Here is a 24,029-nt window from a genome sequence, read left to right on the forward strand (position 1 = left end):
TAATGGACAAAACTGAAAGAGCCCGGGCGTCTTTTGATTTTACAGTAACGGCTGAAGACGCCGGCTCTTTTGCCAGAAGAGGTGTTTTCAGAACCCCGAACGGCGTAGTGGACACACCGAATTTCATGCCCGTTGCGACATACGCCAACGTGCGGGCTTTGAATTCTTTACAACTGAAAGAATCGGGCGCTCAAGCCGTTATTTCCAATGCCTATCACCTAATGCTGAGACCCGGAATTGAAGTTCTCAAAAAAGCGGGGAAAATCCACAAGTTCATGAATTTCTGCGGAACTGTTTTCACGGATTCTGGCGGATTTCAGGTGATGAGTCTCGCTTCACTGAGAAAAGTGACTGAAGAGGGAGTGGCGTTCAAAAGCCACATCGACGGGTCTTCTCTGTTTCTCACACCTAAAACCGCGATTGATTCTCAGAGAACAATAGGCTCCGACGTCGCCATGATGCTCGATATTTGTCCTGAATATCCTTCCGATTACAGTAAATTGAAAGAACAGACGGCAAGGTCCGGCAGGTGGGCAGAAGAGGCTAAAAAATTCATCCGCGAAAACCCTTGTCGGGATCAGCAGGTCTTCGGGATAGTCCAGGGAGGAGCCTACCTTGATCTCAGGCTTGAATCACTGGATAAATTAATTAAGCTCGATTTTGACGGATATGCCGTCGGTGGAGTCGCGGTGGGTGAACCGAAGGAAGAGGTAATGAAAGTTGTCGATTTTACGGCTAAAAAACTGCCGAGAGAAAAAATGCGCTATCTCATGGGAGTTGGTTTTCCCGAAGACATATTGTTTTCGGTTTCGTGTGGAGTAGACATTTTCGACTGCGTCGCTCCGACCAGACACGCGAGAACCGGGACTTTTTACCACATGGACGAAGGAAAGATAAACATAAGAAACGCGAAGTTTAAAGACGATTTCGAACCCATAGAAAATAATTGCGACTGTTTCACGTGCCGGAATCACTCGAGGGCTTACCTGAGACATCTTTTCAAAACGGGAGATTCACTCGCCGGGCAGTTGGGAACAATACACAATATAAGGTTTTACATCCGCTTCATGAATGAAGTGAGAGAGAGAATTACAAACGGGAATTTTACGGTCTGGTCGGAAAAAAAGGTGGAACTTTTCAGGAGATGAACCTAAAAACAGTGGAAATAGTAAAAAACGTCAGTTCCGGCGAGGGATTGGGAAAAATGGAAGGAAAAGTGATTTTTGTTCCATTCGCCGTCGCGGGTGAAGTTGTAGACGTGCGAACAGTTGAAAAAACGAGAGATTTCGACAGAGGCGAGATTGTTTCGTACAGGAAAAGGATTTCAGATCCTGATCTAGCGAAGTGTCCGTATTTTTTTTCCTGCGGAGGCTGTTCTTACCAGCATGTTCAAAGGAGCCATGAACAGTCCATAAAAGAGGAATTCGCTTTTGAAACAATAAAAAGGGCGGGTTTTTCGTCTGTTATTGAGAGCAGGATAACGGATACTGAAATCAGATACAATTACAGGACGAAGCTGACGCTCGCTGTCCGAACAAGAGGAGAAAAGACGGGAGCCGGATATTTCAGAAAAAAATCGGACGATTTTTTCACAGTCGATGCCTGTTGTCTCGCCGAAGATTGCATCAACTCCAAAATAACAGACGCTTTGACAGTTGCAAAAAATATTTCTGAAGTCGGCCTTGAAATCGATGCATTTTCAATAAGCCGTTACGAAGACGGAGACGGAGCCGTTTTTTACCATAGACCGCCAAAAAATACGCTCGTTCCCGAATTACATTCCGACATTAAATTTGCTTCAGTTTCCGTCTGTTCACGCTCGGACAATTTTCAAAACGGAAATGATTGCTTTCTGGTTTGTGGAAAAAAAAGAATGACAATTTCGTATTTGAAAGACATATCAGTTTCCTGCGGAAGTTTCACACAGGTAAACAGGGAAACTACGATGAAAATCCTGGAATTTCTGTCAGAAAATCTGAGAGAGAACGACTGGCTTATAGATCTTTACTGCGGGGCCGGATTTTTTTCGCTTCAGCTGGAAAAATTTGCGAAAAAAATCATTGGAGTGGATTCCAATCCTGTTTCCGTGATGGACGCGGTTTACAACGCTCATGAAAAGGGCGTCGGTAAAGCGAAGTATTACAACATTGAAGACAGAGAAATCGGTTCAGAATTACTGAGAAAAAACTCTACAGTTATTATCGATCCCCCGAGGGCGGGAATGAATGCGAATCTACTTAAAAAAGTGACTGAAAAAAAATGCAGAGATATATTCTACCTGAGCTGCAGTTTACCTACCCTTCTGAGGGACCTGAGAGTTTTTTCTTCCTCAGGTTATAAAATTGAAAAAATAGTTTTGTTCGACATGTTTCCTTTGACGCCTCACCTCGAAGCGCTCGCGGTCATCAAAACAGAGTAAAATATCATTTGATTTGAAAAAATATTCCGATAAAATATAAAATCGGTTAAATTTTGCCAATTATTCGATACATCATAAATCGGGAGGAAAGATGAAGGTCCTTGTCATAAACAGCGGCAGTTCTTCTATCAAATATCAACTCATTGAAACGAACGACGAAAACTGCCTCGCGTCGGGTCTGATAGAGAGAGTTTCCTTGCCGATGGGAATAATAACTCACAAGAAGCATGGCGTACTTTCTCACAAAGATGAAATCCCCGTCAAGGATCATCAGGCAGGCCTGGATATGATGTTAAAGCTTCTCATGCATGAAAAACATGGTGTCATAAAAAATTACACTGAGATTAACGCAATAGGCCACAGAGTGGTTCACGGAGGCGAGAAATTTACACATTCAGTTATGATTGACGACTCGGTCATGGAGGCTCTTGAAAACTCAACTTACTTGGCTCCACTGCACAATCCGGCGAATATACTGGGAATAAAAGCCGCGAGAAAGCTTTTGCCAAAGATTCCTAATGTGGCGGTATTTGACACGGCTTTCCATCAGACGATGCCTAAAGTTGCATACATCTATTCTTTGCCTTACGAGTTTTACGAAAAAAGAGGAATCAGAAAGTACGGTTTTCACGGGACAAGCCATCAATACGTCGCTCAGAAAGCGGCGGAAACACTCGGTAAAGCATACGACCAGACAAACGTAATAACATGTCATCTCGGGAACGGCTGCAGTTTAGCTGCTGTGAAAAACGGAAAAAGCATTGACACGAGCCTTGGTTACGGAACGATGTGCGGAGTCGTCATGGGTACGAGAGCAGGAGACATCGATCCCGCCATAATAGTCTCTATGGTCGAAGAACTTAACATGACTCCGGCGGATATTAAAAACGTTTTGTATAAGAAAAGCGGCCTGCTGGGTCTTTCCGGAGTGTCAAGCGACATGAGAGACATTGAAAAAGAGGAGGAAAATGGAAATGAAAGGGCGAAACTCGCTCTTGATGTTTTTGCCGACAGGGTGAGGAAATACATAGGCGCCTACGCTGTAACGCTTGGCAAAGTTGACGCAATCGTTTTTACTGCCGGAATAGGCGAAAACGGATGGGAAATAAGAGAAAGGATATGCGCGGGACTTGAAGGGATAGGCGCTTTTCTCGACACAGAAAAAAACAAAGTTCGTGGTAAACTGGCCATAATCTCGAAAGAAGACAGTCCGGTAAAAATCATTTCTGTACCGACCAACGAAGAGCTTATGATAGCCAAAGAAACTGTAAAAATAGTTTTATGAGTTCGGCTGGTCAGCGGGATCAGTTCTGTTTTTTTTCGACTTTTTTCTTCTTTTGATCTGTACAAAAAAACCGATTACTGCAATCAGCAGGGCTGCTGTCCCGTAGACCGTTAAGCTTGCCTGTTCTTTCAGCAAAAATGAAAAGCCTAGAAAAAGCATAAGAGCCCCCGAAATAGAAAGCCACCCGGAAAGCATGAATCTTCTCATAAGAACCGTCAGAACACCCGATATCAGAGAAATAGAAGCGGTTAAAACAATGTTTAATCTGAAAATGGAAACAAGCAAAAAGAGAGGCAGAGCGAAGCCTATAAAAAAAATCGCAATTGTCCTGTAAAGAAAAAAAGTCAGCGAAAACACAGCCGCTCCGAAAATTCCAAGAAGAATAATTACTGTATAGTTGTATGAGTAGTTTATACCCGCCAGAGCGCCTAAAACCAAGCCGGAGGCGGCCCCTGCAAGAAACAGAAAATACTTGAATACAGCATTACCGAAAAAAGATGCCGCGGCACCGGATACTATGAAAAAAAGACCGATGTGGAGCGAATGTGAGGTCAGAAGTTTGTTGAGGAAATCAAGCATTTAGGACGATTTGAACCGCTTCGCCTATGTCGTTGGCGATTGTGAAATGTTTTCTTGAATCATGGGACTGGGACAAAACGTTTTTACCGTATCCGGTCAGCACGAGAATGAATTTGATTCCGGTTTTGAGAGAAAGCATCAAGTCCGAGTAGTCGTCACCGACAATCCAGGAAAGGGAAGTGTCTATGCCGAACAGTGAACACGCGGAGTCTATCATTCCTCTTTCAGGTTTTCTGAAACCGGATCCATGATCGGGAGACGACGGGTCGTAATAAATCCCGTCGAGTTTTGCGGGCAACAGAAGTTTTTCCATCTTTTCAGAGACCTGGAAAAGCTCTTTGAAAGAAAAAAAACCTCTGCCGATGCCGGACTGATTGCTGACAACGACAGCCAGAACTGATGCCTCGTTCAATTTAAGGATTGAATCACGTGCTCCGTCTATGAGTTCGGTTTGAGCGGGATCCCTCAGATACGGCACCGGTTTTAGAATTGTGCCGTCTCTATCGAGAAAAACCGCGGGTCTTTTGACTTTCTTTTCCATAGCGGGATTTTAAACTGTTTGAAGCTATACTTCAACTTTTAGTGTATCCGAGACCGCTTGATAGACTTCTTCGACAGAAATGCTTTTCATGCAGAGGGCTTCTCCATTGGGACATGTCTTTTTAAAGCAGGGACTGCAGGATAGATTTTTATAAATTACTGTGCTTTTTCCTTTGCCCCATGGAGCAGTCCAAACAGGCGAGCTCGACCCGAAAAGCGAAACCGTGCTGACTCCGAGAGCAGCAGCCAGGTGCATGCTTCCGGTGTCGCAAGAAACAAGTACCGAAGATTTTGAGAGAACAAAAGGAATATCACCGATTTTTGTTTTCGATGAAAGGTTAATAGTTCCGGAAAAATTTCTTTCCCAACCCGAGAGGTCTCTGACTCCGACTAATACGGTTTTCGTCAGTTTTTCCGTTTTTTGTATCAGCTCTATCCATTTATCGTCTTCCCACATTTTTGCCTCTCCGTAGGCGGCACCGGGATCTACCGCAACGTAACCGGTTTCATTTTCAAGAATTTTCGCTATTCGTGAGTCCGGTTCCGGAACGAAGAAACTGATTTCAGTTGGGGGAGGTGATTTCAAGTGGTTTTTGAAAAGCCGGAAATAATAATGTCTCATAGGTTTTGATTTACGGTTTTTAGGGTCGAGTTTTTCGGTCAGAAGAAAACCCCTGTTGTCTGTAGAATAACCTATTCTTGTTTTTATGCCTGAAAGTCTCGCGATTAAAGCCGAAGAAAACGATTTTGGAAGAACAAAACATGCATCCGGACGTTCTCTTTTCAAAGCCGACACGGTTTCCAAAAACCCTTTTTTACTTTTTTCGACAGGCACGAACAAGTCTGAACCGGGGAAATTTCCAAAAATGCCTTCGAGTGATTTTCTGCCGATGAGTATCAACTGGTCCGATTCCCTCTCCTTTTTTATCCATCCTACAATCGAAGACGCGACTACTGCGTCTCCGAGGTGGTTAGGGAGATAAATTGCCGTTTTCAATTATTTGTCTCGCTTTGTTGAAAATCGTTTCGGAGTCGTAAAATTTTGTGCAGGCAAAATCTCTTCTCGGGCAGGAATTTCTCCCATGCAGTGAACAGGGACAGCATTTTAAACCGGATGTCAGGAAATCGGATTCTGGCATCCAGGGTCTGAATCCGAAAACAGGAGACGTCGAGCAAAAGACTGCCAATACGGGAGTGCCGACGGCTTCGGAAACGTGCAGAGGGCCGGAATCGCTGGTTATCAAAACGGAAGAAATGCTGAGAATCGCTTTGAGGTCTGACAAATCGTCCGTCATGCCTCTCATGTCCTTGTCTGCAAAGACAGGAAATGAATCCCTGGGTCCTAGTAAAACAGTTTTGTATCCGCAGGCGGACAATTTTTTTGAAGCCTCGGATATGATATTTGGGTCGAGGTGTTTTGATTTTTGGGAGGAATGAGCATGGATCGCTGCAATTTTGCCTATGCCCGCAATTGTAATTGCTTTTTCAATGGATTTATTTGTCACGTGCAATCTGGGTTTTGGCGCCGGTTTTTCATCGAAACCTAATTTTTTAATAGTATCGGCGTAAGCTTCGTAAGTGAAAAAAGGAGTAAAAGTTTTTGATTTGTTTTTGACGAAGTTTCTTCTTTGTTTTTTCCTGGAATCATATCTGGCGGTTTTTGTGCCGGTCAATAAAGAGACAGCGAATGTTCGAAGCTTCAAATGGGCGTCAATGATAAAGTCCGGCGATATTTTCTTTATTTCGCGGGCGTGCTTATACAACGACGACGGTCTGTCGTCTTTTAAAAAAAACATACCGTCTATCCTCGGATCTTCTTCAAAAAGTTCTGCGTATTTTTTTCTCGTCGCAAAAAAGCACGAAAAACCCAGATTTTTAATAGATTCAAAAAGAGAAGCCAGGAGAACAACGTCGCCGAGCTGTCCATACCTGAGTACGACAAATTTCATCAGAATTGCCAGAAATTGTGCAAACCTGAAGTAAATTCGTAAGAAGCGCCGGAAAATGCGCCGGCTAAAGCGCTGAAAATCAGGATTGTCAAAATGGCTGTTCCGGCAAAAGAAAACATAAGGATTGAATAAACAATTGTCTTATATTTAAAATATTTCTCCAGACCCGACATGTTGAAAGCAACATCTTTGGTGTCTGAAACATTAATTTTTTGTTTTGAGTTGCCTGAGATTGAAAAAAGATGAGAACCTGACACAATCAACATGGCGCCGAGTATAACCGAAAGCGGAAAAAAACACATTAACGCGCCTAAAATTATTTCTAAAACAGCCGCAGTTTTAAACCAAAAATAATTGGTCTTTTTTACATCAGCTTTGACTTCAGAATTTTCTTCCAAAAAAGCTCCTTGATTTAACAGAAGTTTCGAGTTGAATTATACTTAAGAGAATGTCCCGCGTAAAGTTTTTTTTGTTGTTTTTTAACGGATATCTGTTAAAATTAACCGCATGAGAGATTATTCTGATTTTTTCAACGAGGAATTCGGGGATTACCTCGATTCTGACGGTTTCGTAAAAGCAAGAAGCTCTATCGGAAAAAAACTTCACGAATTATGCGAAACCAACTTAAAAAACCTGGAACTCCTGACTGAAACGAAAATCAGGATATACGATGATTTCCATGCTCAATCTTCCTCTCTTGCCGAAATAATATGCCAGATGCCTGAAAATCTTTTCAAAAAAGGCGTCGACCTGGTCACAAAAATCGTCTTCTGCGGTATCCTGTCGAGAGTGATGGGAACAGAGGATTATTTTGACGAGAACATTTCGGATTTTTTCGAGTGCGTAATCTTTCACATCGCTGTCATAGGAAGAAAACAGAGGGATCTAAGAAAAAAGAATCTGGATCAAAACTGATTTTTTATCTCATGTAATTTTTGCGTCAACATCGCGAATCCGGTTTTTATTAACAATTCCAAACAGCATGAAATTGAAACACCTGAATGCGCCTTTTGGGTATTGCTTTGGCGCCTTCAATGGATGATAATAACCGCGATGTCGGATGGTATAAATTGACGCCGCAAAGGAGGTAATAGTGTACCCTTTTTTAATGTCTCTTTTGTCTCAGTACTCGTCAACGGGTAATTATGATTACGAAACGGAAGGTTTGGCCGGGACTTTCATGGCGCTGGGTATTATATGGATATTGGTAATTGCTCTTGTTTATGTAGCTGTTTTCGTCTTCCAGATAATTGTTTTGTGGAGAATTTTCTCTAAAACAGGTTATTCAGGAGCTTTAAGCCTTTTCATTCTGTTGCCCGGAATAGGGCATATCGTACTGCTCATATTCTCGCTGGTTCTTGCCTTTTCAAAATGGCCGATAGAAAAGGAGCTCGAAGATTATAAGATGAGACTTTACGGGAAACCTTACAACGCACAAGGATCTCAGGGAACAAACATATACCTCCAGCAGCAGACTCCTCAACAGCAGACACCTCCGCCCCCGCCTCCGCCTCCGACAGTTCAGTAGAATTTTTTAGAAAAAAAAGGAGAAAAAATGAAAAGAACGTTTTTAATAATTGCCTTTATAGCAATTTCATCCGGCCTGCAGACTTCTCCTCTGTTGAAGTTCGGCGCGACTGTTTCTCTCTGGGATCCTCCGGGAGACGCAAATTACGCCCCGCTGGTTGAAACATGGGCGGAGTATTACATTTCTTCGGTTTTTTCACTCAGAGGTACGGGGGCCTATTCCACTTGGTCTCAGGACACGGTTGATTACACTCACAGGAGAGGAACTCTGGACGGAATTTTTCATCCCGACATAGGCACGGGATTTCAGATAGGGATAGGCGGAGGTCTCGGGTATTACGAGACACAAACGTCTTTGACCGGAGACGACGACAATGGAACATTAGGTATTCAGGCGATAGGCGACCTGAATTACGCGATTGCCCAGAACGTCGGTGTGAATTTCACAGCCAGAGCGGTAATTCCCGATCTCAACGAATCATCTGAGATATCATGGCAGTTCGGCGGTGGAATAACCGGAGAAATGCAGATAGGATTTTAACCTGACTCTTCAACCTGTAAGAGGAATGAGGGATTTCTATCCCGAGGAAATGAGAAAGAGGGAGTGGCTTTTTTCGGTTTGGAAAGAAGTGTCTTATCTTTACGGCTTCGAACCATACGACGCTCCGATAGTCGAAAGCCTGGACCTGCTCAAAAGAAAAGCTGGAGAGGAAATCTCTCAGCAACTCTATTCATTTCTCGATAAATCAGGCAGAGAAATAGCTCTCAGGGCGGAAATGACGCCTTCTTTGGCCCGCATGATTGTATCCAGGCAGAATTCTCTGTCTATGCCCGTGAAGTGGTTTACCATCGCCCAGTGTTTCCGTTACGAAAGAATGACGAAAGGCAGGAAAAGAGAGCATTATCAGTGGAACGCGGACATCCTCGGAGTGGACGATATTTCAGCCGAGACTGAGATAATTTCCATGCTTGTATGCGCTCTCAAAAAACTGGGATTAGGCAAGGACGATGCCCTTGTGAAAATCAACAGCAGAAAAATAGTAGAAGACATTCTTAGAAGCGCAGAAATATCCGAAGACCTTTTTCCGAAGGTGATGATAGTAATTGACAAGAAAGACAAGGTTTCTCCCGATGATTTGGTTGAAATGCTTGAGGCAATTCCCCTGGACAAGCGATCGGCTGAAAGAATAACCGGAACTTTTGAAAAGTGCCAAACCGAAGGAGTGAGATCTGTTCTCGGAGAAAACGAAAATGTCAGGGAAATTGAATCTCTCCTGGAGAACTTGGGAGGATTTATGGACTACATAAGCTTTGACACCTCGGTTGTAAGAGGCCTTTCATATTACACAGGAACGGTTTTTGAGGTTTATTCAAAAAAAGGAAGTTCAAGAGCCATAGCCGGAGGAGGAAGATACGCCGGTCTGCTTGAAAAAATCGGGGGAAAACCGCTTTCCGGAGTAGGATTCGGTTTCGGCGACGTTGTGGTTATGGACGTTCTCGAAGAAGCCGGAAAAATACAACAGAGCGGATACCTTCTCGATTATTACATAATACCTTACGATAAAACACACTTTTCAAAGGCATTTGAGATTGCCGGAGCCGCGAGAGAAAAAAAACTGTCAGCGGACATTGATTTCAAATGCAGAAAAGTCGGCGCCGCTCTCTCGGAAGCGGTTCGAAAAAATGCAAGGTTCAGCGTCCTTATATTTCCTGACGAATTGAAAGACGGTAAAATTAAAATCAAGAACATGAAAACACAGGAGGAAAAGACGGTTCTTTTGAGCGAATTTCCGGTTATGTGAGAGGGCTCATCAAAACCGACTGTTTCCAGGGACCGACAGAATTTTTTTAAGATGAAACAAACTCAAGTGGTAATAATTGGAGGCGGTCACGCAGGTTGTGAAGCAGCTGTAGCGGCGGCTAAAATTGTTTCAGATGTCGTTCTCGTCACCGCCCGGGCAGATAAAATCGGACATCTCTCCTGTAATCCGGCAGTAGGCGGGCAGGCGAAAAGCCATCTCGTACACGAAATAGACGCTCTGGGCGGAGTCATTGGACTTGTGGCCGACAAGGCCGGCATCCAGTTCAGGACATTGAGGGCGGGGAGAGGACCCGCGCTGAAAGCGCTGAGGGTTCAGGTTGACAGAAACTTGTTTATAAAAAATATGAACAGAGAACTTTTTTCCTTAAAAAATCTGAAAATCCTAGAGGCCGAAGCAATCGGTTTGGTAACTGACGGAGGCAGACTCACTGCGATAGAAACCACAGAAGGCATGATAAAATGCGAATCTGCAGTGTTGGCTCCCGGAACTTTTCTTAACGGAGTAATGTACACGGGTTTTGAGAAGATTCGGGGCGGAAGAAGAGGAGATCACACGTCGGAACTTCTGAGCCGGGACATGGCGAGAATCGGTTTTTTGCTCGAAAGGCTAAAAACCGGAACTTGTCCGAGGATAGACGGAAAGACGGTAAATTTTTCAGAGATGATCGAGCAAAAAGGTGACGAAGAACCGTATCCATTTTCTGCAGGGACTGACAGGAGATCAATAAGAAATTCAGCTTCATGTTATATAACAAAAACCGAATTGAAGACTCACGAAGTAATAAGGCAAAACATAAGCAGAAGCCCGCTTTTTACCGGGATGATCACAGGTAAAGGACCGCCATTCTGCCCTTCAATTGAAGATAAAGTAATGAGATTCGGTGACAGGGCAGGGCATCCGGTATATGTCGAACCCGAAGGACTGGACGAAGACCTGAAATATCTGGCCGGGCTTTCCACTTCGCTGCCGCCGGACGTTCAGCAGGAGATTCTTGGGAGCATTCCCGGATTGAAGGACGCAGTTATTGTCATTCCAGGTTACGCTGTCGAATACGATTATCTTCAGCCTACCAATCTTTATCCTACGCTCGAAACAAAACTTGTCTCAGGTCTTTTTACGGCAGGACAACTTAACGGAACCTCCGGTTATGAAGAAGCGGCGGGACAAGGTGTTATAGCGGGTATAAACGCCGCGTGTCACGCCGCAGGTCTTGAAAAAGTTACGGTGGCCAGGGATGTGGCTTACATTGGAGTTATGATAGACGACCTGGTCAACAGAGGCGTCAACGAACCCTACAGGCTTTTCACTTCGCGGTCTGAATACAGGCTTTTACTAAGAAAAGACAACGCCAGGGAAAGACTGGTCGGAATAGCCGAAAAATACGGACTGATAGAAACAAATAAAATCGAAAAAGTTAAAAAACTGAAAACGATAACCGATGAGATAATGTCGCGACTCAGAAAAGAAAGATTTATGGTCCGGATAAAATCGGGCAAAGAAAAAGTCGAAGAAATAGCCTTTGTCAGGGACTTCTTTTCAGAACTCGGTGATTCAGACATCGAATACGTCCTGGAAAGAATCGAGTCTGAAATAACTTACGACGGATACCTTCAGCGCCAGGAAGAAGAGGCTTTGAAAATGAAACAATACGAGCAAATTGAGATACCCCTGGGCATAGATTTCTGGAGCGTTAAAAATGTCTCCAATTCGGCAAAAGAAATGTTTTCGAAGGTTAAACCTGTCAATCTGGGGCAAGCTTCAAGACTGCCGGATGTCTCTCCTTCGGACATTTTTTCACTGATGATAGGTATATCCTTATCAAAAGGCGGTTTGACTGATTTTGAAAAGGCTCAAAACGGCAGCTTGCATTGAAAAAGACAGTCTGGAAATCTGAAACTTTATTGATTGGAAACTGTGTATAAAAATATTGACAAAGGGATTTTATACCGATAAAATACACGTCTTTGAATTTATATGCGCAAAAGCTTTCCTGTTTATACCGGCAGGCGAGTAAGCGCTGTTAATTATCGTGTTATTTAATATAAAAGGAGCGATAGAGTGAAAACTTACGTGCCGAAACTTGGCGAAATAAATAAAAAATGGGTGGTCGTCGACGCCAAAGACAAATCTCTCGGAAGACTTGCTTCCGGAATTGCAAAAATCCTCAGGGGCAAGAACAAGCCGAATTTCACTCCTTTCCTTGACTGCGGAGACAACGTCATTTGCGTCAATGCGGAAAAGGTCATGCTGACAGGCAAAAAACTCGATCAGAAAATATATTGGAGACATTCCGGATACATGAGCGGCATAACTCTAAGAACGGCAAGACAGGTCCTTCAGAAAAATCCCGAAAGACTTATCGAAAAGGCTGTCAAAGGCATGCTTCCAAAGGGTCCTCTCGGAAGAAAAATGTTGAGGAACCTCAAGGTTTGCAAAGGGAGCGAACATGGACACGCGGCTCAGAAACCTGAACAGATAAGCATTTAGGAGGAAAAAAGTGCCCGAAGAATTAAACAAAACCGATGACATAAAAACCGGGAGAAGGAAAACTGCGGTAGCCAGAGTCAGACTTGTTCCGGGTTCAGGAAAAAGAATGATAAACGGAAGAAGGTTTGGAGATTATTTCAAAAGAGGAAGCGTATTAACCCTCATAGAGTCCCCTTTGAAATTACTCAATCTCAGCGAAAAATTCGACGTACTCGCAAAAGTTCACGGAGGCGGAGTGACTGGACAAGCGGGCGCCCTTCAACTCGGCATATCCCGTTCGATAGTAAAGCTTTTTCCCGAGAAAAAAGTGGAACTGAGAAAGCAGGGTTTCTTGACGAGAAACGCGAAAATAGTCGAAAGAAAGAAATACGGCAGACCGAAAGCCAGAAAAAGATTTCAGTTTTCTAAGCGTTAATATTTTTACAATCACATGGTCCGAGTCCGTTTGGGTCCTGATTAATTCAGGTTGGCGGACGCTGACGATCATGGTCGCGAAACCCAAAAGGAGGAAAAATGCTCAATATCGAAATCACCGAGCTTCTCAAAGCCGGTGCCCATTTCGGTCACAAGACTGACAGATGGAATCCAAAGATGAAACCTTACATTTTCGACGTAAGGCAGGGCACGCATATAATAAACATAAGGAAAACAGTTACGGGTCTCGAAAAAGCTTCAAATGTCCTGGCAAAAATCTCGTCGCAAAACAAACCCATCCTTTTTGTCGGCACAAAGAGACAGGCGAGACCTATCATATCAGCAGAAGCCGACAGAGCGGGCGTTTTCAGTGTAACTGAAAGATGGCTCGGCGGGACTCTGACCAATTTCAAGACCATAAGAAACAGCATTTCGAAACTGAAAGAACTTGAAAAACAGCTTCACGAAAAAGGGTCCGAAAGGCTGACTAAAAAAGAAATTCTCATGCTTCAGAAAAAGAAAGAAAAATTGGAAAGATACCTGAGCGGCATAAAAGAAATGGATATGCTTCCGTCTGCGCTGTTTGTGGTTGACGTAAAACACGAAAATATTGCCGTTCACGAAGCGAAGATACTCGGAATACCTGTTGTAGGAATTGTAGACACGAATTCGGATCCTGACCAGATAGATTATGTAATACCAGCCAATGACGATGCAATGAGATCCGTGGCTCTGATTACTCAGTATCTTGCTGATGCAATACTGCTCGGAAAAATCCAGCACAAGGAAGAAGAACCTGTTCCGAACAAAGACGACGAAACTGAAATCGAGGACGAAATACTGGAAAAGATTGAACTAAAAGAATCCTGATATAAATCTACTCAATAGAAAACACTGGAGGAAAAGTGCCGGATAAAGACGTCAACATGGAAAAAGTGAAGGACTTGAGAAGGATCACTGACGCGGGAATAAAAGAGTGCAAGGCGACTCTTGAGGAAACGGGATGGGACCTCGATAAAGCCGTAAAAGCCCTCAGAGAAAAGGGCATAGCTAAAGCAGACACTAAAAGCGGAAGAGCGACAAAAGAAGGAATGATTTCCTGCTATCTTCACCAGAACAAGATCGCGGGGCTGGTAGAACTGGCCTGCGAAACCGATTTTGTCGCCAGAACGGAAGTTTTTCAGAATTTAGCGAAAGATCTCGCGGTGCAGGTGGTCACATCCTCTCCGAAATCACTTAAAAAAGAAGATCTTTCGCCTGAATTAATAGAGGCGGAGAAGGAGATATACTACAATCAGGAGAAAAAAGCCGGTAAACCTGAGAAAATTATCGGGAAAATAGTTGAAGGTAAAATTGAAAAGTTTTTCAAGGAGTCCTGTTTTTACGATCAGCCTTTTTACAAGGACGAATCAAAAACTGTGGATGAGGTCGTAAAAGAAGCCATAGCGAAAACAGGGGAAAACATTCAGATAAAAAGATTTTTCAGGATGCAGCTGGGAGAAGAATGAAATCCGGTTACGGCAGAGTGATGATAAAACTGAGCGGTGAAGCCATCGGAGAGCAGGGTAAAGTGGTTTCTCCCGAACTTCTTCAGCATATTTCCAGCGAAATAGCTCAAGTTTCGAAAAGGGGCGTTTCAATAGGACTGGTAATCGGAGCCGGGAACATTTTCAGGGGTCAGGAAATTATAGAAAGCCTCGGAATAGAAAGAGTGGTCGCTGATCAGGTAGGCATGCTGGCGACCATGATAAACGCGCTTCTTTTCAAGGAAGTTCTGTCCTTAAAAGGAATAAAAACTTCGATATTATCAGCGCTTGATGTACCGCAACTGGCCGAAGTATATACACCTCAGAAAGCATGGGAATATATGGTAGACGGAACCTGTGTTATTTTTGCCGGCGGAACCGGCAATCCTTTTTTCACTACCGACACGGCCGCGGCACTAAGAGCGGCGGAAGTAAAAGCTGAAGTTCTAATAAAGGCTACGAAAGTTGACGGAGTTTACGACGAAGATCCGAATTGCAATCCTTCGGCAAAAAAATTCGAAAAATTGACTTACCTCGACGTCATAAACAAGGGGCTGAAAGTTATGGATGCTACAGCCATTTCGCTCTGCAGAGAGAATAAAATTCCCATATTGGTCTACAACATGTATGAAAAAGGTAATTTGGCTGCCGCAGTGTTCAATAAAAATGTCGGCACAATTATTCAGTGAGGAGGGTATATGCCTGATCTCAAAAAGCTGATCGGTCTTGAGAGAGACAAAATGGATAAAAGCGTGGATCACTTCAAGAGCATGCTGTCTAAGATTCAGACAGGCAGAGCAGTCCCCGCGTTGCTTGAAGGCATAACAGTTAACTATTACGGAACTGAAAGCCCGGTAAAGCAGGTTTGCAACGTGACGGTCCCGGAACCGAGGATGATAGTATTACAGCCCTACGACAAGACGACAATTAACGACATAGAAAAAGCAATATCCGCTTCCAACATTGGAGTCAATCCCCAAAGTGACGGTAAAGTAATCAGGCTTGTTTTCCCGATGCTTTCTGAAGAGAGAAGAGAGGAATCAGTTAAACTTGTCAAAAAAATGGGAGAGGACACTAAAACAGCCGTGCGAAACATAAGGCACCAGTTTATCAATCAGGCTAAAAAAATGCTCAAAGACAATGAAATCTCGGACGACGAACACGAAACCTACAACGAGGAGATCCAGAGTTTGACCAACGAATTCATAAGCGAAATCGACAAACTGATAATGAACAAGGAAAAAGAAATAAAAACGATCTGACAATGACCCGCAACCGGACTAAAACTGATTTTTTAATGCCTTCTCACATTGGCATTATTATGGACGGAAACGGGAGATGGGCAAAAGAAAGAAAATTGCCGAGGGTTTCCGGCCACGTCGAAGGAGTCAATACGGTCCGGAGAATAGTCAGACATGCAGGCAAAACAGGGCTGAAAAACCTCACTCTTTACGCTTTTTCAACAGAAAATTGGAAAAGACCGGCTGAAGAAGTAGGTTTTCTGATGAAGATGTTCGGAAAACTTATTAAATCTGAAATTGACGAATTGATGAAAAACGACGTCAAGCTTTCATTCATAGGAAGAAAAGACTCTCTCAATAAAAGCATAGTGAATGAAATGGAGAGGTCTGCCGAGAGGACTCAAAAAAATAAAGGTCTCAATCTTGTAATTGCCATCTCTTACGGCGGAAGAGACGAGATAATTTATGCCGTAAACTCTGCCGCGCGTGATCTGGCAGACGGAAAAATCGGCGAAATCGACGAAAAAATTTTCAGGGATTACCTTTTCACAAAAGACATTCCCGATCCCGACCTTATTATCAGAACGAGCGGCGAAAAACGGCTGTCCAACTTTCTTATTTTTCAATCCGCTTATTCCGAACTGTTTTTTTCCCCGAAATACTGGCCGGAATTCAGCGAAGTAGATTTTGACGAGGCTGTGAAAGACTATTCGGGAAGACTGAGAAGGTATGGAAAAATTTGAAAAAAAGCTTCACAGATAAAAAGAATTTAATCGCGAGAATCGCGGTTTCGCTTATTTTCATCCCCCTGATCATTTTTTTTATAGTAAAAGGCGGATTGTTTTTTTTCATCCCGATTTTGTTGACGGCGCTGATTTCTTCAGCCGAGGCCTATAACATCGCTCAAAAAGCGCTGGGATTAGAAAAAGGAACAGACAGCAAAATGAGATATGTTTTTGTCATATCAGGGATATGCATCCTTCTTGTGAATACTTATTTCACCGGAATGCATCCTCTTCTCGTTTTGGCTTTTATCTTTTTTCTTTTTTTCGTCGAAGTGGTCACGGAAAAGCCGGAAAATTTCGCGAAGAGAATTTCATCCGTTATATACGCAGTAGTTTATGTTTCGTGGGGATTTTGCAGCCTTTCTCTTCTGAGAGCCGCCGGATCTGAAAGTCCTTTGGGTGACAAGACAGGAGTTTATCTCCTGTTTTTGGCTTTCACGATCGCCTGGTCGTCCGATGCTTTCGGATTCGCGTTCGGATATCTGCTCGGAAAAAAACCTCTCATTCCTTCCATCAGCCCCAATAAAACAGTCGAAGGAAGCATTGGCGGAATTGTGGGAGCTGTAATCGGAGCGGCTGTTATCAAATTGGTTCAGATGCGACTATGCCCTTCTTTGCATTTTCCCTGGCTTTTTGTCTTTATTTGCGCGGTCTTGGGAGGGGTGGCTTCTCAATTGGGCGACCTGGTTGAGTCAATGATGAAGAGAGATGCAAAAATTGATCAGTCATCTTTCATTCTCCCCGGACACGGCGGGATACTTGACAAGTTCGACAGCGTATTTTTTGCCGCATTCGTTATATATTTTCTGCACAGTTTTCTGATGAGCTGACGGCATGGAGGTAATCCTTCTCGGTGCGACAGGTTCCATAGGGAAGTCCGCTCTCGAAGTTGTAAAAAAGCAGACTGGCAAGTTCAGAATAACTGCAATCTCGGCGAACAGAAACATAGATTCGCTTATTAAAATTGCTACGGAATTCAGGGTGCCCAAAGTCATAGTGACTGACGAGAACGCACCCGGTATTGAAAAACTGAAAGAACTCAGCGGCGTTGAAATCCTTACGGGAATCGAAGCCGCTGCAGAAATTTGCGCCACAGACAGTGCCGGAATCGTATTGAACGCCGTTGTCGGAAGCGCCGGTTATCTTCCGACAAAAAAAGCACTTGTTTCAGGAAAAACCGTAGCCTTGGCAAACAAAGAAACTCTTGTAGCTTTCGGGGATGTAATAAACAAAATACTCGAACGCGGGACAGGAAGAATAATACCTGTTGACAGCGAACACAGCGCCGTATTCCAACTCATCGAAGGAAGGAAAAAAGACGAAATAGCCAGTGTAATCCTGACTGCCTCAGGAGGATCTCTGAGAAATCATCCCGATCCTGAAAATGCTTCGGTTGAAGATGTCCTGAAGCATCCCACCTGGAATATGGGGGCAAAAATAACTGTAGACTCAGCGACGCTTGCCAACAAGGGTCTCGAGGTCATTGAAGCGGCAAGGCTTTTCGGAATGAAGCCTGAAAGAATCAAAGTAATTGTTCACCCTACTTCGATTGTCCATTCTCTTGTAGAACTCACGGACGGATCAATTCTGGCACAGCTTGCTGTTCCTGACATGAAACTTCCTATACAATACGCGCTGAATTACCCGGATAGGCAGGATAGATTTATAAAAAGTCTGCCTCTTCACAAAGTGTCGCCTCTTGAGTTTTTTGAACCGGAAAAAGAAAAATTCCCCTGCCTGTCACACGCATACGAAGCTCTCGAAGCAGGAGGGACGATGCCGGCTGTCTTCAATGCCGGTAACGAAGAAGCTGTAGGCTTGTTTCTCAAAAAGAAGATAAAATTCGGAAGAATAAGCAAGTTGATCCGGGAGGTCATGGATAACCATATAACAGGACCAGCCACCGAAGATGCGGTTTTCAAAGCCGACGAGTGGGCCAGACGGTATGTGTTAAATTCCGTGGAGAGTATATGAATTTCGTTTCGACGGTCGTTCTTCTCGGTGTTTTGATTTCATTTCACGAATTCGGGCATTTTATCTTTGCCGGGCTTTTCGGTGTCACCGTTCCGAAATTTTCTTTGGGTTTCGGGCCAAAACTGTTCGGATTCAATTTCAAAGGCACTTATTTTCAGCTGTCCGCAGTTCCACTCGGAGGCTTCGTAAAAATGAAAGGCGAATCCGAAGCGGAAAAAGAAACAATTTCATATGATAAAGACGATTTCCGAGCGAAGAATTTCATCCAAAAAACACTCATAGTAACTGCCGGTCCTTTGTTCAACGTTTTTCTCGCGTGGCTGTTCATGTTCGGGGCTAATCTTATGATGAGCGGTTTTTATATCCCCATGACTGTTGCCGGCAGAATAAATGAGAATTCCGCTTCCTGGAGAGCCGGATTGAGATCAGGCGATTCCATCATTCTTATCGGAGAGGAAAGAGTGTCCGAATGGAGAGACGTCGAAATTTCCATGGAGATGGCGAAAAACGAAAAAATCAAAATGCTCGTTTCAAGGTATGTATCCGGTAAGCACGACACAGTCTCTTTTATAATTGAGACTGATTCAGCGGACCCTCTGCTGAGAGGCATCAGTCCTTTTCTTCCGGCTGTAATAGGAGGAGTTTCCGGAGGACCGGCTGAAGAAGCCGGGCTAAAAGACGGTGATTCAATTGTTTTTATAGCGCCGGTCGGTCCTGTTCGCGATGAAGACTCGGCTGGTCTTGATGCACTGGGACACAGGCCTGGTTATGCGGACAACTCTTCTTTCAGAATTTATGAAAAGGCGGAAAAGAACAGAATTTTCGGTTACAAAGTCCTGTATTGGCAAGATGTATCTACTCTTGTCAACGCAATGGAAAACTCCGAATTTTTTATCGCCGTGATAAGAAAGGGAGAACCGTTTTTGATCAGACTGAAACCGGCAGAAATCGAGGACAGAAGAATAATCGGGGTAAGTATAGACCTGCCTTCCAAAAGAGCGAGCGTGTTACAGGCTCTTTCAATGTCCTTTGATCAGATGAAAATGACATTAATCGTACTCACAAAAATTCCAGGAATGATCGCTGAAAAGAAGATTACTTTGAGGGAGACTTTCGGAGGTCCCGTCAGGGTTTTTCACGAAACTTCAAAAGCGGCAAAACTCGGATTCGACACTTTTCTTTTTTTAGCCGGCTTCATATCTCTCAACCTGGCGATTTTCAACCTTTTGCCTGTTCTCCCGCTGGACGGAGGGCACGTTTTGATTTTCCTTATAGAAACAGTCACGAGAAAGCGAGTTCCGGCTAAAGTCTTAAGAGGTTTGCAGGCGGCCGGTTTTGCGCTTCTTTTGTTTTTCGCTATGCTGGTGACCGCTAACGATCTTGTCAATTTATTCTCATGAAGAATGCGGGAATAATCCTCGTCGGAGATGAACTGCTCGACGGTAAAAAACCTGATAGAAACGGCCCCTTTATAGCATCTGAGCTGACAAGAGCAGGCTTTCAGGTTGTGTCGCTGACTGTGTGTCCTGACGACAAAAATAAAATCGAATCTTCACTCGGATTCGCTTTCGACAAGTCGGACATGGTTTTAGTAGCGGGAGGACTTGGACCGACAAGCGACGACCTGACGCGTTTCGCGGCTTCGGAATATTTTGAGGCTGATCTCGTGACGGATGAAAATGCTTTGAATCACATATTGGGGTTTTTTGAAAAGCGTAAATTAAAGATGCCCCCCGAAAATGAAATTCAGGCAAAAATACCCCGGGGCGCTGAATTGTGGCTTAATCCGGCGGGAACCGCTTGCCCGTTTGTTATGAAAAAAAATGATTTGCCGGCAATATTTTTACCGGGAGTCCCGTCTGAAATTGAAGCAATATTTTCTTCTTTTCTCAGGGATTATTTGAGAAAAATATCGGGGGAAAGCGAGAAACAGAGTTTTCTAATTAGGACGTTCGGAATATCGGAATCTTCTCTGTACGCATTGATGTCTGAAAAAAGAAAGATCTTCGAATTGAGCAAAGTCGCGTTTTTGCCGCAGATCCCGGGAGTTGATGTGAGAATAGAAGAAAAATGCGGCACAGATTCTCTCAACGACGTCCGGGATGAAATAGTCAAATGCGCGGGAAAATGGATATGGAACATTGGTGAGAACAGCATTCAGCAGGTAGTATCGTCGATGCTTAAAGACCTGTCCCTGACAATTTCTGTGGCGGAAAGCTGTACGGGAGGCTATATTTCCAATATGCTGACTGATGTGCCGGGTTCTTCGGATTATTTCAAAATGTCAATAGTCGCTTACGGAAATGATGTCAAAAAATTGATTTTGGGAGTCGAAAAGGAAACACTTGAGAAAAATGGAAGTGTCAGCCCGGAGACAGCCGCCGGTATGGCGGAAAAAATCAGACTTCTCGCCGAAACAGATATTGGGCTTTCTTCGACGGGAATCGCCGGCCCGGGCGGAGGATCCGCCGAAAAACCTGTTGGCCTTCTTTACACTGCTGTCAGCTCGGCAAAAAATACAAAAACAGGGAAATTTTCAGGTTTTGACGACAGGCTGAAAAATAAAAAATGGTTCTCGTTTTTTGTCTTTGATTTTTTGAGGCGGTATTTGCTCGATAATTTCCCTTTTGACAGGGGCCGGTATTTTGATGCGTAAAATGAATTTGGTGGTATTGTACGGAGGGAGATCTACCGAGCACGAAGTGTCCATAGTCTCAGCCGAATTCGTTCTCAGAGAGGCAGACAAAACTCTTTTCAACCCGCTTCCCGTTAAAATCGAAAAAGACGGAAGGTGGAAATTGACCCTGAAAAATCCGTTTTCCGGATCAAAAAAAACCGTCGAGGTTTTTCCGGTTCCGCATAAAAAGGGCGCCGCCTTGTATTTTTTTGACGGGACCAGGAAACCTTTAAAAATCGACGCCGTGTTTCCGGTTCTTCACGGTCCCCTCGGCGAAGACGGAACGGTTCAGGGGCTGTTCAGAATTTTGAACGTGCCCTATGTCGGTTCAGGCGTTCTCGGTTCGTCAATATCAATGGACAAAGAGGCGTCAAAAAAACTTCTCGAGCAAAGCCGGTTGCCGGTCTGCAAATATTTATCCTCGAACAAAATAGCTAAAAACAAATTGTCTTTCGAACAAGCCAAAAAGGAACTTGGGTTACCCATGTTCGTAAAACCGTCCAATGCGGGGTCTTCAGTAGGTGTGGGTAAGATAAAAAACAGGAAAGATTTTATTGTCAAAACGAGGGAGGTTTTCAAGTACGGAGAAAAAGCGATTTACGAGGAATATGTCAGAGGAAGAGAAATAGAATGTGCGGTTCTCGGAAACGAAAATGCCGTCGCGTCAGTTCCGGGAGAGATAATAGTCAGAACCGAGTTTTATTCGTACGAAGCAAAATATATATTAAAAAACGCCGCCAAGATCATATACCCGGCGGATATTTCCCCGGCAATTTCGAAGAAAATCCGCGTTTTAGCCGTAAAAGCATTTGAGGCGCTTTACTGCGAAGGAATGGCGAGAGTTGATTTTTTTCTGAAAGAAGAAAAGATTTATATCAACGAGGTAAACACGATACCCGGTTTCACGTCGATAAGCATGTATCCTAAACTGTGGGAAGCGAGCGGAATAAAACCGACGGAACTCATAACGAGGCTGATCGAACTCGCGTGTCAAAGACACAAAAAGGAAAATTCGGTTTTGACCGAATTCAAAGCCGCAAAATGAACGCTAAATACTTTGTTTTGACGGGAGGAGCGGGATTTATAGGAAGCTGTGTGCTCTCGTATTTGAACGGGATGGGAAAAGATGACGTCATAGTCGTCGACGATATGGGAAGAGGCGAAAAGTGGAGAAATTTGTCGGGTAAACGCTTTGAAGACTACATAAACAAGGAAGAATTCGCCGCGAAAATCGAAAAAGGAGTTTTTGACCGTGATGTCTGTTGCGTAGTACACATGGGAGCCTGCTCCTCGACGACAGAGACTGACGCAGAATACATGATGAACAACAACTATGCCTATACAAAAAAACTGGCGCAGTGGAGTGCGAAAAAAGGGATCCGATTCATATACGCCAGCAGCGGAGCCACTTACGGAGACGGATATCTGGGTTTCAGCGATGACGACGAAAACACATTAAAATTGAAACCCCGCAACGTCTACGGTTTTTCAAAGGCCGCCTTCGACAATTGGGCTATTAAATCCGGTTTGGTCTCAAAAATCGCCGGGCTTAAATTTTTCAACGTTTTCGGACCTAACGAATATCACAAAGGCGACATGTCGAGTGTTGTGTATAAGTCATACCTGAGCGTAAAAGAAAAAGGCTTCATCGAGCTTTTTGAATCCGACAGCCGAAAATACGAAAACGGCATGCAGATGAGGGATTTCGTCTACGTAAAGAGTTGTCAGAAGATTATATGGTGGCTCATAGAAAACGAAAATGTCTGCGGTATATACAATGTCGGAACAGGAAAACCGAGGACCTGGAACGACCTGGCGAAGTCGGTTTTCGCGGCGACAGGAAAAAAAGAAGACATAAGATACAAGAAAATGCCGGAGCAATTGAAGGGCAAGTACCAGAATTTTACTTGCGCAGAAAATATTAAACTGAAAAGGGCCGGTTACACTGAAAAATTTCCAGAGCTCGAAGACAGCGTGAAGGATTACGTAAAAAATTATCTCGAAAATGATTTTTCAGTCATCTGAAAAAAATACGCACGACGGGAAAGACATGTCGTGGCTTTCAGAAAAAATGGAAGAGATCGAAAGTGTTACCCGCGGAGCCCACAAAAGGGGCTGGGCCGATTCAAAAGCAGGAAATTATTCTTTTGAAATCTCTGATGTACAGGCCAAAACGGATCTATTCAGGGACGTCAAAAAAATAAACGGCAGGGTCGGGTTTTTTCCTGAACTAAGCGATTCAGCGTTTCTGGTCAGCGCCGCTGGAGCGGATTTCGGAAAAGAAGTTTTTGAGCCCGCAGACGAGTTTATGCTCGTCCTGACGGGCAAAAACGGAGAAGTGAGTTTTGGAAGTTTTTCTGACTCCCTAACTGTTTTTCCAACTTCCGAGATTGAGAGTCATTTACTGGTTCACTCGGTTTTGAGAAATGTAAATTCAGAGCACAAAGCCGTTCTGCATTTGCACCCCCCTGAAATCGCGGCTCTTTCGGGCAAATATTTTCTCGAACCCTCGTCAAAGAACGCGATCGAAAAAGCCTTGAAAAATTTTCTCGCTGTTCATCCGGCTGAAGAAAAAAAAGAAACTGCGTCGCCGTTTGTCGATTTTTTTCCCGCAGGTTCAAAAAGACTGGCCGAAGAGACGGCAATAGTTTTCAGTGGATTTAATTTTGCCGCCTGGGCCGGCCACGGCGTAATATGTTCCGGCAAAGACCTCTATGAGGCGTTTAAAAGGATAGAGGTTTTGAACCGTATTTCTGAAGATATCCTTAAATCCGTATAAAATTTTTAAGGGACTTCGAGAAAC

At 43.8% G+C, this 24,029-nt stretch carries 27 protein-coding genes; 22 read left to right on the plus strand and 5 right to left on the minus strand.

Annotated features, from left to right (window positions below):
• Positions 1–2 precede the first annotated feature (2 nt).
• From tgt to JXL83_08200, 3 genes are all read left to right on the plus strand, one after another.
• On the plus strand, positions 3–1,148 hold the full coding sequence (gene tgt / locus JXL83_08190) for a tRNA guanosine(34) transglycosylase Tgt (GenBank protein ID MBN2364095.1): 1,146 nt from the start codon (positions 3–5) through the stop codon (positions 1,146–1,148).
• Entirely contained in the window at positions 1,145–2,419 is a 1,275-nt protein-coding gene (locus tag JXL83_08195) for a class I SAM-dependent RNA methyltransferase (GenBank protein MBN2364096.1), read from the plus strand. The genes tgt and JXL83_08195 overlap by 4 nt, the downstream gene beginning before the upstream one ends.
• Positions 2,420–2,510: 91 nt before the next feature.
• The gene (locus JXL83_08200) at positions 2,511–3,704 is read left to right on the plus strand and encodes an acetate kinase (protein ID MBN2364097.1); all 1,194 of its coding nucleotides are present in this window, start codon (positions 2,511–2,513) and stop codon (positions 3,702–3,704) included.
• Here JXL83_08200 and JXL83_08205 read toward each other — a convergent pair.
• The 5 genes from JXL83_08205 to JXL83_08225 are packed head-to-tail and all read right to left on the minus strand — an operon-like array spanning position 3,699 to position 7,170.
• Positions 3,699–4,283, minus strand: coding sequence for a hypothetical protein (locus JXL83_08205; GenBank protein MBN2364098.1), 585 nt, complete (start codon positions 4,281–4,283; stop codon positions 3,699–3,701). The two genes, JXL83_08200 and JXL83_08205, sit on opposite strands and share 6 nt — an antisense overlap.
• Positions 4,276–4,824, minus strand: coding sequence for an HAD-IIIA family hydrolase (locus JXL83_08210; GenBank protein MBN2364099.1), 549 nt, complete (start codon positions 4,822–4,824; stop codon positions 4,276–4,278). The genes JXL83_08205 and JXL83_08210 overlap by 8 nt, the downstream gene beginning before the upstream one ends.
• 24 nt (positions 4,825–4,848) lie before the next feature.
• Positions 4,849–5,820 (minus strand): glycosyltransferase family 9 protein, encoded by a 972-nt coding sequence (locus JXL83_08215; GenBank protein ID MBN2364100.1) that lies wholly within the window; start codon positions 5,818–5,820, stop codon positions 4,849–4,851.
• Entirely contained in the window at positions 5,795–6,772 is a 978-nt protein-coding gene (locus tag JXL83_08220) for a glycosyltransferase family 9 protein (protein ID MBN2364101.1), read from the minus strand. The genes JXL83_08215 and JXL83_08220 overlap by 26 nt, the downstream gene beginning before the upstream one ends.
• Entirely contained in the window at positions 6,772–7,170 is a 399-nt protein-coding gene (locus tag JXL83_08225) for a hypothetical protein (protein ID MBN2364102.1), read from the minus strand. Before JXL83_08225 ends, JXL83_08220 begins: the two co-directional genes overlap by 1 nt.
• Before the next feature lie 109 nt (positions 7,171–7,279).
• Here JXL83_08225 and JXL83_08230 point away from each other — a divergent pair, with 109 nt between their 5' ends.
• The 19 genes from JXL83_08230 to JXL83_08320 all read left to right on the plus strand — a co-directional run bounded on the left by JXL83_08230 (position 7,280) and on the right by JXL83_08320 (position 24,005).
• Positions 7,280–7,687 (plus strand): hypothetical protein, encoded by a 408-nt coding sequence (locus JXL83_08230; protein ID MBN2364103.1) that lies wholly within the window; start codon positions 7,280–7,282, stop codon positions 7,685–7,687.
• 178 nt (positions 7,688–7,865) lie between these two features.
• Positions 7,866–8,300 (plus strand): hypothetical protein, encoded by a 435-nt coding sequence (locus JXL83_08235; protein ID MBN2364104.1) that lies wholly within the window; start codon positions 7,866–7,868, stop codon positions 8,298–8,300.
• A gap of 27 nt (positions 8,301–8,327) precedes the next feature.
• The gene (locus JXL83_08240; protein MBN2364105.1) at positions 8,328–8,840 is read left to right on the plus strand and encodes a hypothetical protein; all 513 of its coding nucleotides are present in this window, start codon (positions 8,328–8,330) and stop codon (positions 8,838–8,840) included.
• Between the two features lie 25 nt (positions 8,841–8,865).
• Positions 8,866–10,101, plus strand: a complete 1,236-nt coding sequence (locus JXL83_08245) for a histidine--tRNA ligase (GenBank protein MBN2364106.1) — start codon at positions 8,866–8,868, stop codon at positions 10,099–10,101.
• 51 nt (positions 10,102–10,152) lie between these two features.
• Positions 10,153–11,994: a tRNA uridine-5-carboxymethylaminomethyl(34) synthesis enzyme MnmG gene (gene mnmG / locus JXL83_08250; protein ID MBN2364107.1), complete on the plus strand. Its 1,842-nt coding sequence runs from the start codon at positions 10,153–10,155 to the stop codon at positions 11,992–11,994.
• A gap of 186 nt (positions 11,995–12,180) precedes the next feature.
• The gene (gene rplM / locus JXL83_08255; GenBank protein ID MBN2364108.1) at positions 12,181–12,609 is read left to right on the plus strand and encodes a 50S ribosomal protein L13; all 429 of its coding nucleotides are present in this window, start codon (positions 12,181–12,183) and stop codon (positions 12,607–12,609) included.
• Positions 12,610–12,619: 10 nt separating this feature from the next.
• A complete protein-coding gene (gene rpsI / locus JXL83_08260) occupies positions 12,620–13,024 on the plus strand; it encodes a 30S ribosomal protein S9 (protein ID MBN2364109.1) in 405 nt (134 codons plus the stop codon).
• A gap of 98 nt (positions 13,025–13,122) precedes the next feature.
• Positions 13,123–13,893 (plus strand): 30S ribosomal protein S2, encoded by a 771-nt coding sequence (gene rpsB / locus JXL83_08265; protein MBN2364110.1) that lies wholly within the window; start codon positions 13,123–13,125, stop codon positions 13,891–13,893.
• A 56-nt stretch (positions 13,894–13,949) separates the two neighbouring features.
• Positions 13,950–14,531 (plus strand): elongation factor Ts, encoded by a 582-nt coding sequence (locus tag JXL83_08270; GenBank protein MBN2364111.1) that lies wholly within the window; start codon positions 13,950–13,952, stop codon positions 14,529–14,531.
• Positions 14,528–15,238 carry a UMP kinase gene (locus tag JXL83_08275; GenBank protein MBN2364112.1) on the plus strand — a complete coding sequence of 237 codons (711 nt, stop codon included), beginning with the start codon at positions 14,528–14,530 and terminating at the stop codon, positions 15,236–15,238. The genes JXL83_08270 and JXL83_08275 overlap by 4 nt, the downstream gene beginning before the upstream one ends.
• 9 nt (positions 15,239–15,247) lie before the next feature.
• Positions 15,248–15,811, plus strand: coding sequence for a ribosome recycling factor (gene frr, locus JXL83_08280; protein MBN2364113.1), 564 nt, complete (start codon positions 15,248–15,250; stop codon positions 15,809–15,811).
• A gap of 2 nt (positions 15,812–15,813) precedes the next feature.
• Positions 15,814–16,533, plus strand: a complete 720-nt coding sequence (locus JXL83_08285) for an isoprenyl transferase (protein MBN2364114.1) — start codon at positions 15,814–15,816, stop codon at positions 16,531–16,533.
• Entirely contained in the window at positions 16,530–17,405 is an 876-nt protein-coding gene (locus JXL83_08290; GenBank protein ID MBN2364115.1) for a CDP-archaeol synthase, read from the plus strand. The genes JXL83_08285 and JXL83_08290 overlap by 4 nt, the downstream gene beginning before the upstream one ends.
• 4 nt (positions 17,406–17,409) lie before the next feature.
• Entirely contained in the window at positions 17,410–18,549 is a 1,140-nt protein-coding gene (locus JXL83_08295) for a 1-deoxy-D-xylulose-5-phosphate reductoisomerase (GenBank protein ID MBN2364116.1), read from the plus strand.
• Positions 18,546–19,949: an RIP metalloprotease RseP gene (gene rseP / locus JXL83_08300; protein ID MBN2364117.1), complete on the plus strand. Its 1,404-nt coding sequence runs from the start codon at positions 18,546–18,548 to the stop codon at positions 19,947–19,949. Before JXL83_08295 ends, rseP begins: the two co-directional genes overlap by 4 nt.
• On the plus strand, positions 19,946–21,205 hold the full coding sequence (locus JXL83_08305; protein ID MBN2364118.1) for a CinA family nicotinamide mononucleotide deamidase-related protein: 1,260 nt from the start codon (positions 19,946–19,948) through the stop codon (positions 21,203–21,205). The genes rseP and JXL83_08305 overlap by 4 nt, the downstream gene beginning before the upstream one ends.
• Complete coding sequence (locus JXL83_08310) at positions 21,198–22,271, plus strand: D-alanine--D-alanine ligase (GenBank protein MBN2364119.1); 1,074 nt, start codon at positions 21,198–21,200, stop codon at positions 22,269–22,271. The genes JXL83_08305 and JXL83_08310 overlap by 8 nt, the downstream gene beginning before the upstream one ends.
• Positions 22,268–23,251, plus strand: a complete 984-nt coding sequence (gene rfaD / locus JXL83_08315) for an ADP-glyceromanno-heptose 6-epimerase (protein MBN2364120.1) — start codon at positions 22,268–22,270, stop codon at positions 23,249–23,251. Before JXL83_08310 ends, rfaD begins: the two co-directional genes overlap by 4 nt.
• On the plus strand, positions 23,232–24,005 hold the full coding sequence (locus JXL83_08320; GenBank protein ID MBN2364121.1) for a class II aldolase/adducin family protein: 774 nt from the start codon (positions 23,232–23,234) through the stop codon (positions 24,003–24,005). The genes rfaD and JXL83_08320 overlap by 20 nt, the downstream gene beginning before the upstream one ends.
• Positions 24,006–24,029 lie beyond the last annotated feature (24 nt).

The organism is candidate division WOR-3 bacterium, assembly GCA_016934535.1.
GTDB lineage: Bacteria > SDB-A > SDB-A > SDB-A > SDB-A > JAFGIG01.

Bases quoted from the DNA above. Each gene is read 5' to 3' on its own strand.
- JXL83_08320 (MBN2364121.1), top strand. From the start codon at position 23,232: ATGATTTTTCAGTCATCTGAAAAAAATACGCACGACGGGAAAGACATG.
- JXL83_08230 (MBN2364103.1), top strand. From the start codon at position 7,280: ATGAGAGATTATTCTGATTTTTTCAACGAGGAATTCGGGGATTACCTC.
- frr (MBN2364113.1), top strand. From the start codon at position 15,248: ATGCCTGATCTCAAAAAGCTGATCGGTCTTGAGAGAGACAAAATGGAT.
- tgt (MBN2364095.1), top strand. From the start codon at position 3: ATGGACAAAACTGAAAGAGCCCGGGCGTCTTTTGATTTTACAGTAACG.
- JXL83_08270 (MBN2364111.1), top strand. From the start codon at position 13,950: ATGGAAAAAGTGAAGGACTTGAGAAGGATCACTGACGCGGGAATAAAA.
- JXL83_08240 (MBN2364105.1), top strand. From the start codon at position 8,328: ATGAAAAGAACGTTTTTAATAATTGCCTTTATAGCAATTTCATCCGGC.
- JXL83_08200 (MBN2364097.1), top strand. From the start codon at position 2,511: ATGAAGGTCCTTGTCATAAACAGCGGCAGTTCTTCTATCAAATATCAA.
- JXL83_08275 (MBN2364112.1), top strand. From the start codon at position 14,528: ATGAAATCCGGTTACGGCAGAGTGATGATAAAACTGAGCGGTGAAGCC.
- JXL83_08295 (MBN2364116.1), top strand. From the start codon at position 17,410: ATGGAGGTAATCCTTCTCGGTGCGACAGGTTCCATAGGGAAGTCCGCT.
- JXL83_08285 (MBN2364114.1), top strand. From the start codon at position 15,814: ATGACCCGCAACCGGACTAAAACTGATTTTTTAATGCCTTCTCACATT.
- rfaD (MBN2364120.1), top strand. From the start codon at position 22,268: ATGAACGCTAAATACTTTGTTTTGACGGGAGGAGCGGGATTTATAGGA.
- JXL83_08305 (MBN2364118.1), top strand. From the start codon at position 19,946: ATGAAGAATGCGGGAATAATCCTCGTCGGAGATGAACTGCTCGACGGT.
- JXL83_08205 (MBN2364098.1), bottom strand. From the start codon at position 4,283: ATGCTTGATTTCCTCAACAAACTTCTGACCTCACATTCGCTCCACATC.
- JXL83_08195 (MBN2364096.1), top strand. From the start codon at position 1,145: ATGAACCTAAAAACAGTGGAAATAGTAAAAAACGTCAGTTCCGGCGAG.
- rseP (MBN2364117.1), top strand. From the start codon at position 18,546: ATGAATTTCGTTTCGACGGTCGTTCTTCTCGGTGTTTTGATTTCATTT.
- rpsB (MBN2364110.1), top strand. From the start codon at position 13,123: ATGCTCAATATCGAAATCACCGAGCTTCTCAAAGCCGGTGCCCATTTC.
- JXL83_08310 (MBN2364119.1), top strand. From the start codon at position 21,198: ATGCGTAAAATGAATTTGGTGGTATTGTACGGAGGGAGATCTACCGAG.
- JXL83_08245 (MBN2364106.1), top strand. From the start codon at position 8,866: ATGAGGGATTTCTATCCCGAGGAAATGAGAAAGAGGGAGTGGCTTTTT.
- JXL83_08220 (MBN2364101.1), bottom strand. From the start codon at position 6,772: ATGAAATTTGTCGTACTCAGGTATGGACAGCTCGGCGACGTTGTTCTC.
- mnmG (MBN2364107.1), top strand. From the start codon at position 10,153: ATGAAACAAACTCAAGTGGTAATAATTGGAGGCGGTCACGCAGGTTGT.
- JXL83_08210 (MBN2364099.1), bottom strand. From the start codon at position 4,824: ATGGAAAAGAAAGTCAAAAGACCCGCGGTTTTTCTCGATAGAGACGGC.